Here is a 15,812-nt window from a genome sequence, read left to right as displayed (position 1 = left end):
TGTGGGGAGAAGCGCGCGCTCGACGTTCGTGATCGACACCCGTCCGTTGAAGATCGTCGCGTACCGGCGGTTGTGGCTCTCCACGATCGTGACGGCGGTGGGCTCCCAGCTCACCGCCGTCGCCGTTCCCAAACAGGTCTACGACCTCACCGGCTCGTCGGCGTGGGTCGGCATCGCCGCCGGTGTCGCGCTCGTCCCGCTGCTCGTCTTCGGGCTCTGGGGTGGTGCGATCGCGGACACCGTCGACCGCCGGAAGCTGATGCTCGTCACCAACGCCGGCATCGCCGTCTCGTCGGTGCTGCTCTGGGTCCAGGCCGCCCTGGGCGTCGGTTCGGTGTGGCTCGTCATCGCGTTGCTCGGCCTGCAGCAGGTGTTCTTCGCGGCCAACGCCCCGGCGCGATCAGCGGCGATCGCGAGGCTCGTGCCGGTGGAGCTGCTGCCGTCCGCAGGGGCTCTCGGCTCGACGGTCATGCAGTTCGGCGCTGTGCTCGGGCCGTTGCTCGCGGGTGCGTTCATGCCGGTCGTCGGGCTTTCCACGCTCTACCTCGTGGACGCGATCGCGCTCACCGTCACGGTCTACGCGGTGTGGAAGCTGCCCGCGATGCCCCCGCTGGACGGGGTGGTCCGCCGCGCGGGCCTGAGGGACGTGCTCGACGGGTTCGTCTACCTGTGGGCGCAGAAGGTGCTGATGGCGAGCATGCTGCTCGACATCATCGCGATGGTGTTCGGCATGCCGCGGGCGCTGTTCCCGGAGATGGCGCAGCACACGTTCGGCGACCCGGCGGGCGGTGGGTTCGCGCTCGGCGTGCTGTTCGCGGCGATCCCGGTCGGCGCGGTGATCTGCGGGCTGACGTCCGGGTGGATCTCGAACATCAACCGGCACGGCGTCGCGCTGACGCTGGCCGTGGTGGGCTGGGGCCTCGCGATCACCGGCTTCGGCCTCGCGGGCTCGCTGTGGGTCGCGGCGGCGTTCCTGGCGCTCGCCGGTGCGGCGGACATGGTGTCGATGGCGTTCCGCGGCGCGATCCTGCAGTCGGCCGCGACCGACGAGATGCGCGGGCGGATGCAGGGCGTCTTCATCGTCGTCGTGGCGGGAGGCCCGCGCGTCGCGGACCTCCTGCACGGCACGGGTGGCGCGGCGTTCGGCACCGCGGCGGCCGTGTCCGTCGGTGGCCTGCTGGTGGTCGTGGCGTCGGTCGCCATGGTCGCCCTGATGCCGGCGATCTGGCGCTACCGCGTCAACTCCGCGGACTGATCTCGGCCGGACCCGGCGCGGTGATCTCCGCTTCGGTTCCCCAGTCGGAGAAGCGGGCCTCGTCGACGATCCGCGCACCCTGGAACTGCGTGTAGAACGCGATGCGGACCGGCAGACCGGCGCCGTCGAGCTCGATCTCCCCGGTCGAGCCCGCGACCTGCTGGTCGAGGGCGAGCTTGAGCTCGGTGCGCAGGCCCTCGTCGGTGAGGGCGTCGTAGGCCTTCCGGTAGTCGACGGCGAGCGAGTACCGGGTGTTCCCGCCGATCTGCGCCGTCAGCTCCAGCTCGCCGCCGGCCTTCATCACCGGCAGGTGGTAGGTGGTGAAGGCGGCCTGCTGGAAGACGACGTCGTGGAACCCGAGCAGCGTCGTGGTGAAGTCGTCGTCGACCCTGCGGTCGAGCCGCACCCACGGCTTCTCGGCGGGCAGCCCGAACAGCGCGGCCGGCAGCTTCACGAACGCGGCGTCCTTCGCGGTCGAGACGAGCCGCAGCTCCACCGCGTCACCGCCGGACCGCACGGGACGGGTGGTCGTCGCGTCCATGCCCGGCACCTCACCGCCCAGCCGCACGGTGCCGTTCGACGGGTACCGCACGCCGCCCCCGGTCGCCGGCGGCGCGATCGTGAAGCGGTACGCGCCCTTCTCGGCGACGGACTTCTCCACCGCGGCCACCAGGCTCTTCACGTCGCGGTGCTGCGGAGCGCTCCCACCCGCGGGTTCGGACGAGGAGCAGGCGGTCAGCGCCAAGGCGGCGATGATCGCTGTTGCCGCGAGTCTCATCATCCGATTGTTACACCAATCGGGTGAGGTCAGCGTCCGTTCTCGCAGGTGACCCGGCAAACGTGCAGAATCTTCGGGCATGGCTGAAGCGACTCCGCAAACGGAGCAACCAGAGCTGCACCGGGCGATCGGCCCGAAGCTGCTGCTGTTCTTCGTCGTCGGTGACATCCTCGGTACCGGCATCTACGCCCTCACCGGCAACGTGGCCGGCAAGATCGGCGGCGCTCTCTGGCTGCCCTTCCTGCTCGCGTTCGTGGTGGCGTTCCTGACCGCGTTCAGCTACCTCGAACTGGTCGGCAAGTACCCGAAAGCCGCCGGCGCGGCGCTCTACACGAACAGGGCGTTCGGGATCCACTTCCTGACGTTCATGGTCGCGTTCGCCGTCATGTGCTCCGGCATCACGTCGGCGTCGTCGGCGGCTCTCGCGTTCGGCCGCACGTACCTGAGGCAGCTGCTCGTCGAGTTCTTCGACGTCGCGCTCAGCCCGGAGTCGCTCGTCATCACGGGCATCGCGATCGTCTTCATCGCCGGCCTCGCCCTGATCAACTTCCGCGGCGTGTCCGAGTCGGTCAAGACGAACGTGGTGCTGACCTGCATCGAGCTGTCCGGCCTGGTGATCATCATCCTGATCGGCATCTGGGCCGTCGTGAACGGCGACGGAGAGCCCGGCAGGCTCACCGAGATCAACGTGCCGTCGAACAGCAGCGTGATGCTCGCGGTCACCTCGGCCACAGCGCTCGCGTTCTTCGCGATGGTCGGCTTCGAGGACTCGGTGAACATGGCCGAGGAGTGCAAGAGCCCGGCCAAGATCTTCCCGCGCGCCATGCTGTGGGGCATGGGCATCGCCGCCGTGATCTACGTCCTGGTCGCGATCACGTCGTCGTTGCTGATCCCGTCCGACGAGCTCGCCAAGGCGGGCAGCAGCGCGTTGCTGAGGGTCGTCACCGTCGGTGCGCCCGGCTTCCCGCTGTGGATCTTCGCGTTGATCGGTCTGCTGGCGGTCATCAACTCGGCGCTGATCAACATGCTGATGGCGTCGAGGTTGTTGTACGGCATGGCGAACGAGAAGATCATCCCGAAGTTCTTCGGCACCGTGCACCCGTTCCGCCGCACGCCGTGGATCTCGATCGTCTTCACGACCGGCGTCGCGGTGATCCTGGTGTCCACCGCGGACATCGGCAAGCTCGGCGGCACGACGTCGTTGCTGCTGCTGATCGTCTTCACCATCGTCAACGTCGCCTGCCTCGTGCTGCGCCGCGAGAAGTCGGAGCGCGAGCACTTCCGCGCGCCGACGTGGGCTCCCGTGCTCGGCGCGATCACGTGCGCGTACCTCGCGATGCCGGTGCTCTCGGGCCGCCCGTGGGGCGACTACGTGATCGCGGGCTGGCTGCTGCTCGCCGGCCTGGTGCTCTGGGGCATCAACCGCGTGCTGCACGGCAAGGTGGAGACGCACCCGGAGAACCTCGGCAAGTAGCCGCTCAGTCCAGCAGGTGCTTCAGGAACCGGTCGGGCCCACCCAGGAAGTTGCGGGTGAGCGCGACCGGTTCCGCCGTGTCGTAGGTGACCTCGTCGATCGTGTCGGTGATCTCCAGGATCGTCGCGCCCGGCGCCGCGAGCAGGATCGGCGAGTGCGTGGCGATGATGAACTGCGACCCTTCCCCGACGAGCTCGTGCATGCGCCTCAGGACCGTGAGGCAGCCTTTGACCGACAGCGCGGCCTCCGGCTCGTCCAGCACGTAGAGGCCCCTGCCGCCGAACCGGTGCGTCATCAGGTCGATGAAGCTTTCGCCGTGCGACCGCTCGTGCAACGACTTCCCGCCGTACGACGCGTGGATCCCCCCGCCGATCCGGTCGATCTCGGTGATGACGTTGTAGAACGACTCCGCCCGCAGGAAGAACCCGGTGCGGGGTTTCCTGGTGCCCCAGCTGAGCGTCAGGTGGTCGCCGAGCGAGGACTCCGTCGCCTTCGTCGCGAAGCGGAACGACTGCGTGCCGCCCTCCGCGTTGAACCCCGCTGCCACCGCGATCGCCTCGACCAGCGTCGACTTGCCCGCGCCGTTGTCGCCGACGAGGAACGTGACCGGCGTCCGGAGGTCGACCGGGTTCTCCACGAGGTGCCGGACGACCGGCAGCGTGAACGGGTAGCGGCGGGTGTCGTGCCGCCCGTCCAGCCTGATCTGGCGGATGAACGTCACGCCAGCCTGGCCAGCTCGACCGGGTCGTGGGCGCAGAACACCTCGACCTCGCCCCCCGCCTTGAGCTCCCGCAGCCGTTCCACATTGGACAGACGCTGTTCGCGGATCGTCTCGGTCTGCCTGGCGGTGAGCTTGAGCGGGAAGGTGGTGCTCGGCGGCGTCTCGACCTCGCCGCGGTAGAAGTACGCGTCGCCGGCGTGCAGCATCCAGCCGTCGTCCCCCTTGACCGCGATGCCCGTGTGGCCGCGGGTGTGACCGACCAGAGGCACGAGCAGGATGTCGTCCGGCAGCCCCGCGACGTCCCGGACGGCCCGGAACCCGAACCAGTCCTCGCCCTCCGCCTCGTACGTGCGGAAGGTGACGCCTTCCCGCTGCGCCTTCGGGTACCGCGCCCGTTCCTTGACGTTGCGCGGGTCGCTCGCCGCCTCCAGTTCGGAGTCGAGCACGTGCACCGTGGCCTTCGGGAAGTCGCGCAACCCGCCCGCGTGGTCGAGGTCGAGGTGCGTGAGCAGGACGTGCCGCACGTCGTCGGCGGTGTACCCGCGCCGCTCGACCTGGCTGATCGCTGTCTCGTTGATGTCGAGCACCGGCTTGAGCAGCTTGCGGCTCAACGGGTCGATCGTCGCCTTGGGGTTCGTCATCTCGTTCATGCCGAACCCGGTGTCGACCAGCACGAGCCCCTGATCGGTCTCGACCAGCAGGCAGTGGGCCACCAGCCCGCCCGCGACCAGGGGCGGCCGGAACGTGGCGCAGTTCAGATGGTGAACCTTCATGGGCGAATCCTTCCGCTGGCCCCGTAGGCTTCAGCCTCATGTTGGGGATCTCGTACGAGGGTGCCACCGCCGTGATCACGACTGTAGGCGCGGGCCTGCGGTCCTTCGAGGTGGACGGCGTCCCGTACGTCGAGACGTTCGGCGCCGACGAGAAACCGCCGATGAGCGCGGGCGCCGTCCTGGTGCCGTGGCCGAACCGGACAGCAGGCGCGTCTTGGGTGCTGGACGGGGTGCGGCAGCAGCTCGAGGTGACCGAGCCGGCGCGGGGAAACGCTGCCCACGGTTTGCTGCGCCGACGTCCTTGGTCCGTGCTGGAGCACACCGGCTCTTTGGTGTCGTTGCGCGCGTTGATCGAGCCTCAGGCCGGGTGGCCTGTCGCTCTCGACGTCACGGTGTCCTACGCACTGGATGATCGCGGTCTCACGGTCACGCACGGCGTCACGAACGTCGGGGACGCGGCCACGCCGTTCGGGGTCGGGACGCATCCCTACCCGCGGGCTGGGAACGCTTCCACGGACTCGTGCACCTTGACGCTGGCCGCGACCTCGGTGCTGCCGCTGGACGTCGAACGGATGGTGCCCTCGGGGCCTGCCGTGCCGGTCGAGGGGACGTCGTTCGACTTCCGCGGCGGGCGGCCGCTCGAGGGCGTTCGGCTGGACACGCCGTTCGGCGGGTGCGAGCCGTCGGAGGACGGGCTGGTCCACCACACCCTGGTCGCCGAGAACGGCGGGGTGGAGGTCTGGGCGGATCCGGCGTTCCGGTGGGTTCAGGTCTACACGCCCGATTCCTACCCCGGGCGGGGGCGGGCCGTGGCTGTCGAGCCGATGACGTGCCCGCCGGACGCCCTGAACTCCGGGGTGGACCTGATCTGGGTTTCTCCCGGGGAGTCCTGGGGGGCTCGGTGGGGGATCCGGCCGTTGAGCTCCTGATCTTGTCGGGGGTGCTGGGGAGGTTGTGTTGCGAGGGGTCCTGAGGGTGGGGGACGCCTGCGTGAGCTCGGGTCGGCGTGGGTGTGCGCCATCTGTCTGCAGGGAAGGCGTTCGGACGGCTGGCCTTCGGCATCGCGTGTGAGCGGTCAGGGGTGGCCGTCGGCCGGCCCAACCGTTAGCGTCGCTAACCATGAACATCGCGATCACCGGGGGCTACGTCGTGCCCGTCGACGGCGACCCCGTCGAAGGCGGCACCGTCCTCGTCCAGGACGGGAAGATCGTCGCGGTCGGCGCTGACGTCGACGTTCCGGACGGCGTCGAGGTCGTCGACGCGGGCGGGGCCTGGGTGTTGCCCGGCTTCGTCGAGGCCCATGGGCACATCGGTGTCCACGAGGAGGCCGAGGGGTGGGCCGGGCAGGACACCAACGAGATGACCGATCCCGTCGGGGCTCGGATGCGGGCGCTCGACGCTATCAACCCCGCTGACCTGGGCTTTGCCGACGCGCTCAGTGGTGGTGTCACGACCGCGGTGATCAAGCCCGGGTCGGGCAACCCCATCGGTGGGCAGACGGTCGCGGTGAAGTGCTGGGGGCGGACCGTCGACGAGATGCTCGTCCGGGAGCCCGTCAGCGTGAAGAGCGCGCTCGGGGAGAACCCGAAGCGGGTCTACGGCGAGAAGGGGAAGCTGCCCGCCACGCGGCAGGGGGTGGCGGCGGTCATCCGCGACGAGCTGACCAAGGCGCAGGACTACCTCGCCAAGAAGGCCGAGGCGGAGGCCGACGGGAAGCCCTTCGACCGCAACACCACGCTCGAGGTCCTCGGCAAGGTGCTCACCGGGGAGCTGGCGTGGTGCCAGCACGCGCACCGGGCCGACGACATCGCCACGGCCATTCGGCTGTCGGAGGAGTTCGGGTACCGGCTGATCCTCAACCACGGCACCGAAGGCCACCTGATCGCGGACGTCATCGCGGACAAGGGGATCCCGGTCATCATCGGGCCGCTGTTCACGTCGCGGTCCAAAGTGGAGCTGCGCAACCGCGGGCTGCGCAACCCCGGCATCCTGGCGCGGGCCGGGGTGGAGCTGGCGATCACGACGGACCACCCCGTCGTGCCCATCCACTTCCTGGTGCACCAGGCCACGCTGGCGGTGAAGGAAGGGCTCGACAGCGACGTGGCGCTGCGGTCGATCACGACGAACCCCGCGCGGATCATGGGGCTCGACGACCGGGTCGGGTCGTTGAAGCCGGGGCTCGACGGTGACGTCGTCATCTGGTCGGGGGACCCGCTCGACGTGATGAGCCGGGCCCTGCGCGTGTTCGTGCAGGGGCGCGAGGTCTACACGTGGGACGAGAGCAAGGGGGAAGGGGCCGTCGCCGACCCCTTCTACCGCGAGCGCCGCTAGCTAGCGCAGGCCGCGGCCGATCACGAGGCGCTGGATCTGGTTGGTGCCCTCGAAGATCTGCAGGACCTTGGCCTCGCGCATGTAGCGCTCCACCGGGAAGTCGCGGGTGTAGCCGGCGCCGCCGAGCACCTGGACGGCGTCGGTCGTCACCTTCATCGCCGCGTCGGTGGCGACGAGCTTGGCGATCGACGCCTGCTGGCGGAACGGGAGCCCGCGGTCGCGGCGGCGGGCGGCCTGCAGGTACGTGGCGCGCGCCGACTCGACGGCCGCGGCCATGTCGGCCAGGAGGAACTCGAGGCCCTGGAACTCGATGATCGGGCGGCCGAACTGGGTGCGGGTCTTGGCGTACGCGACCGCTTCGTCCAACGCGGCCTGCGCGAGACCCACGGCGCACGCCGCGATGCCGAGGCGGCCGGAGTCCAAAGCGGACAGTGCGATCTTGAGGCCGTCGCCCTCCTCGCCGATCAGGCGGTCGGCGTCGAAGTGCACGTCGGCGAACTCGAGCTGGGCGGTGATCGAGCCGGTGAGGCCCATCTTCCGCTCGGGGGTCAGCGCGGTGAGGCCCCGGGCCTCGCCGGGTGCGAGGAAGCAGGAGATGCCGCGGCCCGCGTCGGGGGACGTGCGGGCCATCAGGGTGTAGAAGTCGGCGGCGCCGGCGTGCGTGATCCACGCCTTGGTGCCGTTCACGACGTACTCGGAGCCCTTGCGGACCGCGCGGGTCGACATGGCGGCCGGGTCGGAACCCGCCTGGACCTCGGACAGCGCGTAGCCGCCGAGCAGTTCGCCCTCGAGCATCTCGGGGAGCCAGCGGTCCTGCTGCTCGCGGGTGCCGAACGTGGCGAGGCCGTAGCACGACATCACGTGCACCGAGAGGCCCACGGCCACCGTCATCCACGCCGAGGCGACCTCTTCGAGCGCCTGCAGGTAGACCTCGTAGGGCTGCTCGCCGCCACCGAACTCCTCGGGGTACGGCAGGCCGAGCAGACCCGTCCTGCCCAGCAGGCGGAACGCGTCGCGGGGGAACTTCTCGTTCTCCTCGGCGTCCGCGGCGTGGGGCTTGAGCTCGTCCCGCGCGATCTCCCTGACCAGCGCGATCAGGTCCTCGGCCTCTTGGGTGGGGAGCAGCCGCTCGGCGGGCATCGTCGACCTCCGGTGGTGTACTGGTAGCAGTACTCTAGTGCGTTGTGCAGTACACCGGCCAGCGGATGTGGCAGGGTCCTCACCATGACGCGGGCTCTCACGCAGCGGCAGGCCGAGCTGCTCACCCGGTTGGAGGCGTTGTTCCTCACCGAGGGCTTCGGACACCTCACGCTCGACGACGTCGCGGGCAGGCTGCACTGCTCCAAGTCGACGCTGTACGCGCTCGCCGGCAGCAAGGAACAGCTGGCCGTGCGGGTGGTCGGGCGGTACTTCAAGGGGGCGGCCGAGCGCATCGAGAAGCGCATCGCGGGCCTCGACGACGTGCGCGACCGCATCGGCAGCTACCTCGCGGGCGCGGCGGAGGAGCTGACGAAGGCCTCGGCGGCGTTCATCGCGGACGTCTCGGACTTCCCGCCCACGCGCGCGACCTACGAGCGCAACGCCCGTGCCGCCGCCGAGCGCATCAAGGCGTTCATCCAGGAGGGCGTCGAGCTGCACGTGTTCCGCGAGGTGCACGCGACGCTGTTCGCCGAGATGGCCGGGCTGCTCATCGAGGGCATCCAGACGGGAGTCCTCACGAAACGGGCAGGTGTTTCGGACGCCGAGGCGTTCACCGCGCTGGGGGAACTGCTGTTGGATGGGCTGCAGAGGACGGGCGCTTCCCCGAAGGAGTAGAACGCTGTGATCGTGGTTGCTGGTGAGTCGCTGGTCGACATGGTGCCGGTCGGGGACGACGAGCTGACGCCGCTCGCGCCGAAGCTCGGTGGCGGGCCGTACAACGTGGCCGTCGCGCTCGGGCGGCTGGGCGTGCCGGCGGCCTTCCTGTCGCGCGTCTCGACCGACCACTTCGGCGGGCAGCTCGTGAAGCGGCTCGAGGAGTCGGGCGTCGAGACGTCCCTCGTCCAGCGCGGGCCGGAGAACACGACGCTTGCGGTCGTGGGGCTCGCGGAGGACGGGAGCGCGCGCTACTCGTTCTACGTCGAGGGCACCGCCGACCGCCTCGTGGAGGACCCGGGACCGCTGCCGGCGGACGCGAAGGCGGTGTCGTTCGGCACCCTCAGCCTGGTCCTGGAGCCCGGCGCCTCGGTCTACGAGAAGGTGCTGCGGCGTGAGAGCAAGCGCTTGCTGACCGCGCTCGACCCCAACATCCGGGCAGGGCTCATCGGCGATCCGGGCGCCTACCGCGAGCGCTTCACGTCGTGGCTGCCGGACGTCGGACTGCTGAAGGCCTCCGTCGAGGACGCCCGGTGGCTCGCCGAGGACGGCGACGTGATCGAGATCGCAAGGACGTGGATTTCACAGGGACCGGCCGCGGTCGTCCTGACCAAGGGCGGTGACGGCCTGTCCGTCATCACCGCCACCGACCAGGTCGACGTGCCGCCGGTGGAGGTGGACGTCGTCGACACGATCGGGGCGGGCGACACGGTGCAAGGTGCCCTGCTCGCGTGGCTGCACGACCACGACGCCCTTGACGTCGAGAAGGTGCGCGCGCTCTCACGTGAGGAATGGACGGCCGCATTGACCTACGCGGGCGCCGCGGCCGCGATCACATGTTCCCGCGCGGGTGCCGAGCCGCCCTTTGCGAGCGAACTCACCGCCGCGTTGGCTGGATAAAGCGGAGGATCGGACTACCGTGGGGGAGCCGCGCTAGAAACCGGCATTGCGGATGTGATGCCGGTCCCATCTCACAGAATCGGTTCACACCGCTGCTGCGAGGCGGGCCTTCCGCCGACTAGCGTGAGTGGACTTGAAGACTCAGATCCCAACGGGGTGGTCCGAGACGACGGCAGGCCCAGCGTGGTCTGCCGCCACCCCGTCCGAGCGTTGAGAGGGACTTGAATGCCCGACGCGACGACTGCGCCGAACGACCCACAGACCGTCGCGCTGCGCCACGAGGGCGGAGAGCTCGAGATGAAGGTGGTGCGGGCGTCCGAAGGCGCGTCCGGCATCGATCTCGGCAAGCTGCTGTCGACCACCGGCCTGGTAACCCTGGACACCGGTTTCGTCAACACGGCCTCCTGCTCCTCCGAGATCACCTACATCGACGGTGACGCCGGAATTCTGCGTTACCGCGGGTACCCGATCGAGCAGTTGGCCGCGCGTTCGAACTTCATCGAGGTCAGCTACCTCCTGATCTACGGCGAGCTGCCGACCGCCGCCCAGCTCGAGGACTTCTCGCAGAAGATCAGCAGGCACACCCTGCTGCACGAGGACCTCAAGCGCTTCTTCGACGGCTTCCCGCGCGACGCGCACCCGATGCCGGTGCTGTCGTCCGCGGTCTCCGCGCTGTCGACCTTCTACCAGGACTCGCTGTCGCCGTTCGACGCGAACCAGGTGGAGATCTCCACGATCCGCCTGCTGGCCAAGCTGCCGACGATCGCGGCCTACGCGTACAAGAAGTCGGTCGGCCAGCCGTTCCTCTACCCGGACAACTCACTCGGTCTGGTGGAGAACTTCCTGCGCATGACCTTCGGCTTCCCGGCCGAGGCCTACGACCTCGACCCGGACCTGGTCCGCGCGCTCGACCTGCTGTTCATCCTGCACGCCGACCACGAGCAGAACTGCTCCACGTCGACCGTGCGCCTGGTCGGCTCCTCCGAGGCGAACCTCTTCGCGTCCATCTCCGCGGGCATCAACGCCCTGTTCGGCCCGCTGCACGGCGGCGCGAACAGCGCGGTGCTGGAGATGCTCGAGAAGATCAAGGCCGACGGCGGCGACGTGAAGTCGTTCGTCAACAAGGTCAAGAACAAGGAGGACGGCGTCCGCCTGATGGGCTTCGGCCACCGGGTCTACAAGAACTACGACCCGCGCGCCGCGATCATCAAGAAGACGGCCGACGAGATCCTCGGCAAGCTCGGCGCCGACGACCAGCTGCTCGACATCGCGAAGCAGCTCGAAGAAGCCGCCCTGAGCGACGACTACTTCATCTCCCGCAAGCTCTACCCGAACGTGGACTTCTACACGGGTCTGATCTACCGGGCGATGGGCTTCCCGACGAAGTTCTTCACCGTGCTGTTCGCGCTCGGCCGGCTCCCCGGCTGGATCGCGCACTGGCGCGAGATGATCAACGACCCGGCCACGAAGATCGGCCGCCCGCGGCAGATCTACACCGGCCCGACGGAGCGTGACTTCGTCGCGATGGAAAACCGCTGATCACGGGCTAGGTTTTTTCGTAAGCCAAAGGCGCGTCACCCACCGGGTGACGCGCCTTCAGCGTTTTCTGGGGGTGGTGCGTGACGGACGTGCGGGCCGAGGTGGCGCGGTTGCGCGGGCAGTCTTCGCCGATCCGCGGTCGGAGCACTACCGCCCCTACGCGGCCCACTACTACGGACGACTGCTGCGCATGATGCGGCTCATCACCCTCGAACTCGCCGCGTCACCCGTGTGAGTCGCCGCTCGTCGTGCAGCCCCGTCGGGCTCGCCTTAGCGTCGAACGGTGAGCTCCGAACCCTCGATCGTCTGGTTCCGCCGCGATCTGCGGACATCCGATCATCCGGCCATTCTCGCGGCTGCGGAAAGGTCTCCCCGCGCGCTCGGATTGTTCGTTCTCGACGACCGGTTGCTGAAACCGTCGGGGCAGGCGCGAATTGATTTCCTGCACCGTTGTCTGCACGCCCTGAACGACGAACTGGGCGGCCGCCTGATGGTCGTGCACGGTGACCCGGTGACGACCGTTCCGCGCATTGCGGAGGAGATCGGTGCGGGCAGTGTCCACATCTCGGCGGATTACGCGCCGTACGGGCGCAAGCGCGACGAAGCCGTCGAGGAGGCGCTGGGGGACGTCGAGCTCGTGCGCACCGGCTCGCCCTACGCCGTGGCGCCGGGCCGGGTGCTCAAGCAGGACGGGACTTCGTTCAAGGTCTTCACGCCGTTCCGCAACGCCTGGCTGGAGCACGGCTGGCGCCGGCCCGCGGACAGCGACTCCTCCACTGTGGACTGGGTGGAGCCGCACGGCGGCCAGGAGATCCCGGACGTCGAGGAGAAGCTGCCCGACGCCCAGGCGCTCTGGGAGAAGTTCCGCGATGAACGGCTGCCTGACTACGACAAGACCCGCGACCGGCCCGACCTCGACGCGACGAGCCGGATGTCCGCGTTCCTGCGGTGGGGTGTGTTGCACCCCCGCACGCTCCTGCGGGACTGCGACGGGACGTTCCGCAGCGAACTCGCCTGGCGCGAGTTCTACGCCGACGTGTTGTGGCACAGGCCCGAGACGGCGCGGGAGAACTACGACCGCAAGTTCGACCGCATGGTGCACGACGACGACAAGGAGCTGTTCGAGGCCTGGAAGGAGGGCCGCACCGGGTTCCCGATCGTGGACGCGGGCATGCGGCAGCTCAAGCAGGAGGGCTTCATGCACAACCGGGTGCGCATGATCACGGCCAGCTTCCTGGTCAAGGACCTGCACCTGCCGTGGTGGTGGGGCGCGCGGCACTTCATGGAGCACCTGGTCGACGGCGACCTCGCCTCGAACCAGCACAACTGGCAGTGGGTGGCGGGCTGCGGCACGGACGCGGCGCCGTTCTTCCGCGTCTTCAACCCCACGACGCAGGCCGAGAAGTTCGACCCGCACGGCGCCTACGTGCGCAGGTACGCACCCGACTCGCCGGACATCACGCCGATCGTGGACCACGCGGTCGAACGCCAGGTGGCGCTCGACCGCTACCAGGCGATCAAAGCCTGAGCGCCTCGCGGAGCTTGACGCGGGCGCCGGTCCTCAGCACGGCGTTCGCGTAGACCTTCCCGCCCAGCCACGTGATAGCGGCGATGGCGGCCAGGGCGAGCACCACGGCCAGCAGGACCTGCCAGGCCGGTGCGACGCCCAGCGCCATCCGGCCCGGCATCAGGATCGGGGCGAACGGCGGCAGCAGCGACAGGACCGTCACCGTCGCCCCGGTCGGGCTGCCGATCATGAGGTTGATGCCGGCGACGAACGCCACGATGATCGTCATGCTGATCGGCGTCAGCACGGACTGCAGCTCCTCCTGCCGCGACACCAGCGACGCGGCGGCCGCGAACACCGTGGCGTACAGGAAGAAGCCGAGCAGGTACCAGAGGATGCCGGTCAGCAGGGCGGCGCCGCCGAGCGAGCCGGCGTCCACGACGTCGAACGCCGAGGACAGCCCGAGGCCGATGGTGGAGATCACCAGCAGTTGCAGCAGGCCGACCGCGCCGAGCCCGATCACCTTGCCCAGCAACAACTGCCACGGCCGCACGGTCGCGAGCAGGATCTCCACGACGCGGCTGGACTTCTCCTCCACCACGCCCTGCGCGACCATCGTCCCGTAGACCAGCAACGAGTAGTACAGCAGCGCGGCCACGACCAACCCGATGGCGAGGCGCTGACCGTGTTGCGGGTCAACGGGTTCCAGCGCCGTCACGGCGACCTTGACGTTCGCCAGGTTCTGCGCGACCTGTTGCGGGGTGATGCCCGCCTCGGCCAGCTGCGCGACGAGCACCTGCTGGCGCAGCACGTCGTTCAGCACCGTCGTCAGGACCTCGTCGCCGGAGCCCCTGACGATCATCTTCAGCTCCGGCGGCGCACCCGTGACGAGGGCGTCCAGCTCGCCGTCGCGGACCTGCTGCTCGGCGTCGCCCGCGGGGGTGACGTCGCGCGTCTCGACCTCGATGCCGAACGACATCGCCTTGTCCCGCAACGGGTCCGCGAGCTGGGTGGCCTGCCCGGACAGACCGATGACGCTGCGCTGCCGGTCGTCGAAGAGCACCGACTGCAGCACCACGTACCCGGCGAGCACGGCGATGATCACCGCTGTGCCGATCAGGAACGACCTGGTGCGCACCTTCGTGACGAACTCGCGCTTCGCCACCAGCGAGACCGCTCGGGCCGGCGTCATGCGCTCCTGCCCTCGGTGGTCACGACGTTGCGGAAGAGCTCGGTCAGCGAGGGCCGCTGCCGCGAGAACTCGTGCACCGGGCCGGCCGCCAGCGCCGCGTGCAGCACCGCCTGGTCGTCCACGCCGTCGGCGAGCTCGAGCACGCAGCGCGTCTCTTCCTTCTCGATCACCCGCACGCCGTCCAGGGTGTCAGCCCAGCCGGTGGTCGGCGACTCCACGACCAGGCGCGGCACCCCGCCCGACCGGAGCTCGTCCACCGTGCCGCTCGCGACCATCGAGCCCTCGCTGACGATGCCGACGCGGTCGCACAGCCGTTCCACGAGGTCGAGCTGGTGGCTCGAGAACACCACGGGCACACCGGCGGACGCCTTCTCGCGCAGCACCTGGCTCATCACGTCCACCGCGACCGGGTCGAGGCCCGAGAACGGCTCGTCGAGCACCAGCACGTCCGGTTCGTGCACCAGCGCGGCGGCGAGCTGGACGCGCTGCTGGTTGCCGAGGCTCAGGCGCTGCACCTCGTCCGAGCGGCGGTCGCGCAGGCCGAGGCGCGCGATCCAGTTCTCCGCGCTCGTGTGGGCCTCGTTGGTGCCCATGCCGTGCAGCTCGGCCAGGTAGACCAGCTGGTCGAGCACCTTCATCCGCGGGTAGAGGCCGCGCTCCTCCGGCATGTAACCGATGCGGCGCCGCGTGTCGAGGTCGACGGTTCTGCCGTTCCACCGCACCTCGCCGGAGTCGGCCGCGAGCACGCCCAGCGCGATGCGCATGGTCGTGGTCTTCCCGGCGCCGTTGCTGCCGACGAACCCGAAGAGCTCGCCCCCGCGCACGTCGAAGGACATGTCCCGCAGGGCTACGACCTCCCCGTAGCGCTTGGAGACCGCGTCGATCTCCAGCACTCCCTCAGGCACGGTGAACCCCTTCGTTAGCCCGGATGGCGGTAATCGGACGGAAAGTATCGGTGAGCAGGGAACGGGTGAAACGATACGGGCGTCTACGGCGAATCGAACGAACGACCAATTCACTCAACGGGGGTGACCATGCAGCCCATTGACCCGGACCAGTGGCTCGCGCAGTACGGGGCCAAGATCGAGCAGGCGAAGCAGAACGCCGAGCAGGCCCGCGACCAGCTCGGAGGTGTGGGCGGGAGCGCCAGCTCGCCCGACGGCCTGATCACGGTGACGGTCAACGCGACGGGCGTGCTGACCGGCCTGCAGATCAAGCCCGAGGCCCGCGGCATGGACCCCTCCGAGATCGCCTCCGCCGTGCTCACGGCCTCCGCGAAGGCCCAGCGCGACGCCTCCGGGCGTGTGGTGCAGATCATGACGGACTTCGTCGGTGACAGCCCCGCTCTCGAGTTCGTGAAGGCCCAGATGCCGAACGGCTACAAGGGCGATGGAACCGACGAGGAAGAACCGAAGTCGGAGTTGGAGCGCAAGGACACGCGGCCCGACGACGAGTACTTCACCAACCCGCCCGACGTCATGGCCTGAG

General features: G+C 69.3%; 16 protein-coding genes. 10 read left to right on the top strand and 6 right to left on the bottom strand.

Annotation, left to right across the window (positions count from 1 at the left end; translation table 11 throughout):
* The first annotated feature begins 1 nt into the window (after nt 1).
* Entirely contained in the window at nt 2-1,255 is a 1,254-nt protein-coding gene (locus tag BLQ91_RS14550) for an MFS transporter (protein WP_245733424.1), read from the top strand.
* Here BLQ91_RS14550 and BLQ91_RS14545 read toward each other — a convergent pair.
* Nucleotides 1,239-2,033, bottom strand: a complete 795-nt coding sequence (locus BLQ91_RS14545) for a hypothetical protein (protein WP_143022651.1) — start codon at nt 2,031-2,033, stop codon at nt 1,239-1,241. The genes BLQ91_RS14550 and BLQ91_RS14545 overlap by 17 nt on opposite strands.
* A gap of 79 nt (nt 2,034-2,112) precedes the next feature.
* Here BLQ91_RS14545 and BLQ91_RS14540 point away from each other — a divergent pair, with 79 nt between their 5' ends.
* On the top strand, nt 2,113-3,507 hold the full coding sequence (locus BLQ91_RS14540) for an APC family permease (RefSeq protein WP_090097369.1): 1,395 nt from the start codon (nt 2,113-2,115) through the stop codon (nt 3,505-3,507).
* Nucleotides 3,508-3,511: 4 nt separating this feature from the next.
* Here the strand turns inward: BLQ91_RS14540 and BLQ91_RS42080 are convergent, their stop codons facing one another.
* Together BLQ91_RS42080 and BLQ91_RS42075 are read right to left on the bottom strand one after the other, a co-directional pair.
* A complete protein-coding gene (locus BLQ91_RS42080; protein ID WP_090097368.1) occupies nt 3,512-4,228 on the bottom strand; it encodes an AAA family ATPase in 717 nt (238 codons plus the stop codon).
* Complete coding sequence (locus BLQ91_RS42075) at nt 4,225-5,001, bottom strand: MBL fold metallo-hydrolase (protein WP_090097367.1); 777 nt, start codon at nt 4,999-5,001, stop codon at nt 4,225-4,227. Before BLQ91_RS42075 ends, BLQ91_RS42080 begins: the two co-directional genes overlap by 4 nt.
* Before the next feature lie 38 nt (nt 5,002-5,039).
* Between BLQ91_RS42075 and BLQ91_RS14525 the strand changes: the two genes are divergently transcribed.
* Entirely contained in the window at nt 5,040-5,930 is an 891-nt protein-coding gene (locus tag BLQ91_RS14525; protein WP_090097366.1) for an aldose 1-epimerase family protein, read from the top strand.
* Nucleotides 5,931-6,120: 190 nt separating this feature from the next.
* Nucleotides 6,121-7,332, top strand: a complete 1,212-nt coding sequence (locus BLQ91_RS14520; RefSeq protein ID WP_090097365.1) for an amidohydrolase — start codon at nt 6,121-6,123, stop codon at nt 7,330-7,332.
* Here the strand turns inward: BLQ91_RS14520 and BLQ91_RS14515 are convergent, their stop codons facing one another.
* Complete coding sequence (locus BLQ91_RS14515) at nt 7,333-8,472, bottom strand: acyl-CoA dehydrogenase family protein (protein WP_090097364.1); 1,140 nt, start codon at nt 8,470-8,472, stop codon at nt 7,333-7,335.
* Nucleotides 8,473-8,556: 84 nt separating this feature from the next.
* On the opposite strand from BLQ91_RS14515, the gene BLQ91_RS14510 reads away from it, so the two are divergent.
* The 5 genes from BLQ91_RS14510 to BLQ91_RS14495 all read left to right on the top strand — a co-directional run bounded on the left by BLQ91_RS14510 (nt 8,557) and on the right by BLQ91_RS14495 (nt 13,153).
* Nucleotides 8,557-9,147, top strand: a complete 591-nt coding sequence (locus BLQ91_RS14510; RefSeq protein ID WP_090097363.1) for a TetR/AcrR family transcriptional regulator — start codon at nt 8,557-8,559, stop codon at nt 9,145-9,147.
* 6 nt (nt 9,148-9,153) lie between these two features.
* Entirely contained in the window at nt 9,154-10,086 is a 933-nt protein-coding gene (locus BLQ91_RS14505; protein WP_090097362.1) for a carbohydrate kinase family protein, read from the top strand.
* A 225-nt stretch (nt 10,087-10,311) separates the two neighbouring features.
* Nucleotides 10,312-11,625 (top strand): citrate synthase, encoded by a 1,314-nt coding sequence (locus tag BLQ91_RS14500; RefSeq protein ID WP_090097361.1) that lies wholly within the window; start codon nt 10,312-10,314, stop codon nt 11,623-11,625.
* Nucleotides 11,626-11,701: 76 nt separating this feature from the next.
* Nucleotides 11,702-11,860 carry a hypothetical protein gene (locus BLQ91_RS41325; protein WP_176959750.1) on the top strand — a complete coding sequence of 53 codons (159 nt, stop codon included), beginning with the start codon at nt 11,702-11,704 and terminating at the stop codon, nt 11,858-11,860.
* 48 nt (nt 11,861-11,908) lie between these two features.
* Complete coding sequence (locus BLQ91_RS14495; RefSeq protein ID WP_245733423.1) at nt 11,909-13,153, top strand: cryptochrome/photolyase family protein; 1,245 nt, start codon at nt 11,909-11,911, stop codon at nt 13,151-13,153.
* On the opposite strand, the gene BLQ91_RS14490 is transcribed toward BLQ91_RS14495, so the two are convergent.
* Nucleotides 13,143-14,324, bottom strand: coding sequence for an ABC transporter permease (locus BLQ91_RS14490; protein ID WP_090097360.1), 1,182 nt, complete (start codon nt 14,322-14,324; stop codon nt 13,143-13,145). The genes BLQ91_RS14495 and BLQ91_RS14490 overlap by 11 nt on opposite strands.
* A complete protein-coding gene (locus tag BLQ91_RS14485; protein WP_090097359.1) occupies nt 14,321-15,229 on the bottom strand; it encodes an ABC transporter ATP-binding protein in 909 nt (302 codons plus the stop codon). Before BLQ91_RS14485 ends, BLQ91_RS14490 begins: the two co-directional genes overlap by 4 nt.
* A 129-nt stretch (nt 15,230-15,358) precedes the next feature.
* Here BLQ91_RS14485 and BLQ91_RS14480 point away from each other — a divergent pair, with 129 nt between their 5' ends.
* Nucleotides 15,359-15,811, top strand: a complete 453-nt coding sequence (locus tag BLQ91_RS14480; protein WP_090097732.1) for a YbaB/EbfC family nucleoid-associated protein — start codon at nt 15,359-15,361, stop codon at nt 15,809-15,811.
* Nucleotide 15,812: the final 1 nt, after the last annotated feature.

Origin of the sequence: Lentzea jiangxiensis (assembly GCF_900104175.1) — a bacterium.
Lineage (GTDB): Bacteria > Actinomycetota > Actinomycetes > Mycobacteriales > Pseudonocardiaceae > Lentzea > Lentzea jiangxiensis.
Note: the sequence above shows the minus strand (reverse complement) of the source record. Positions and strands in the feature narration are given on the sequence as shown.

Excerpts from the sequence above, each read along its gene's own strand:
- BLQ91_RS14545 (WP_143022651.1), bottom strand. The coding sequence starts at position 2,033 with ATGAGACTCGCGGCAACAGCGATCATCGCCGCCTTGGCGCTGACCGCC.
- BLQ91_RS14540 (WP_090097369.1), top strand. The coding sequence starts at position 2,113 with ATGGCTGAAGCGACTCCGCAAACGGAGCAACCAGAGCTGCACCGGGCG.
- BLQ91_RS42075 (WP_090097367.1), bottom strand. The coding sequence starts at position 5,001 with ATGAAGGTTCACCATCTGAACTGCGCCACGTTCCGGCCGCCCCTGGTC.
- BLQ91_RS14525 (WP_090097366.1), top strand. The coding sequence starts at position 5,040 with ATGTTGGGGATCTCGTACGAGGGTGCCACCGCCGTGATCACGACTGTA.
- BLQ91_RS14520 (WP_090097365.1), top strand. The coding sequence starts at position 6,121 with ATGAACATCGCGATCACCGGGGGCTACGTCGTGCCCGTCGACGGCGAC.
- BLQ91_RS14515 (WP_090097364.1), bottom strand. The coding sequence starts at position 8,472 with ATGCCCGCCGAGCGGCTGCTCCCCACCCAAGAGGCCGAGGACCTGATC.
- BLQ91_RS14510 (WP_090097363.1), top strand. The coding sequence starts at position 8,557 with ATGACGCGGGCTCTCACGCAGCGGCAGGCCGAGCTGCTCACCCGGTTG.
- BLQ91_RS14500 (WP_090097361.1), top strand. The coding sequence starts at position 10,312 with ATGCCCGACGCGACGACTGCGCCGAACGACCCACAGACCGTCGCGCTG.
- BLQ91_RS14490 (WP_090097360.1), bottom strand. The coding sequence starts at position 14,324 with ATGACGCCGGCCCGAGCGGTCTCGCTGGTGGCGAAGCGCGAGTTCGTC.
- BLQ91_RS14480 (WP_090097732.1), top strand. The coding sequence starts at position 15,359 with ATGCAGCCCATTGACCCGGACCAGTGGCTCGCGCAGTACGGGGCCAAG.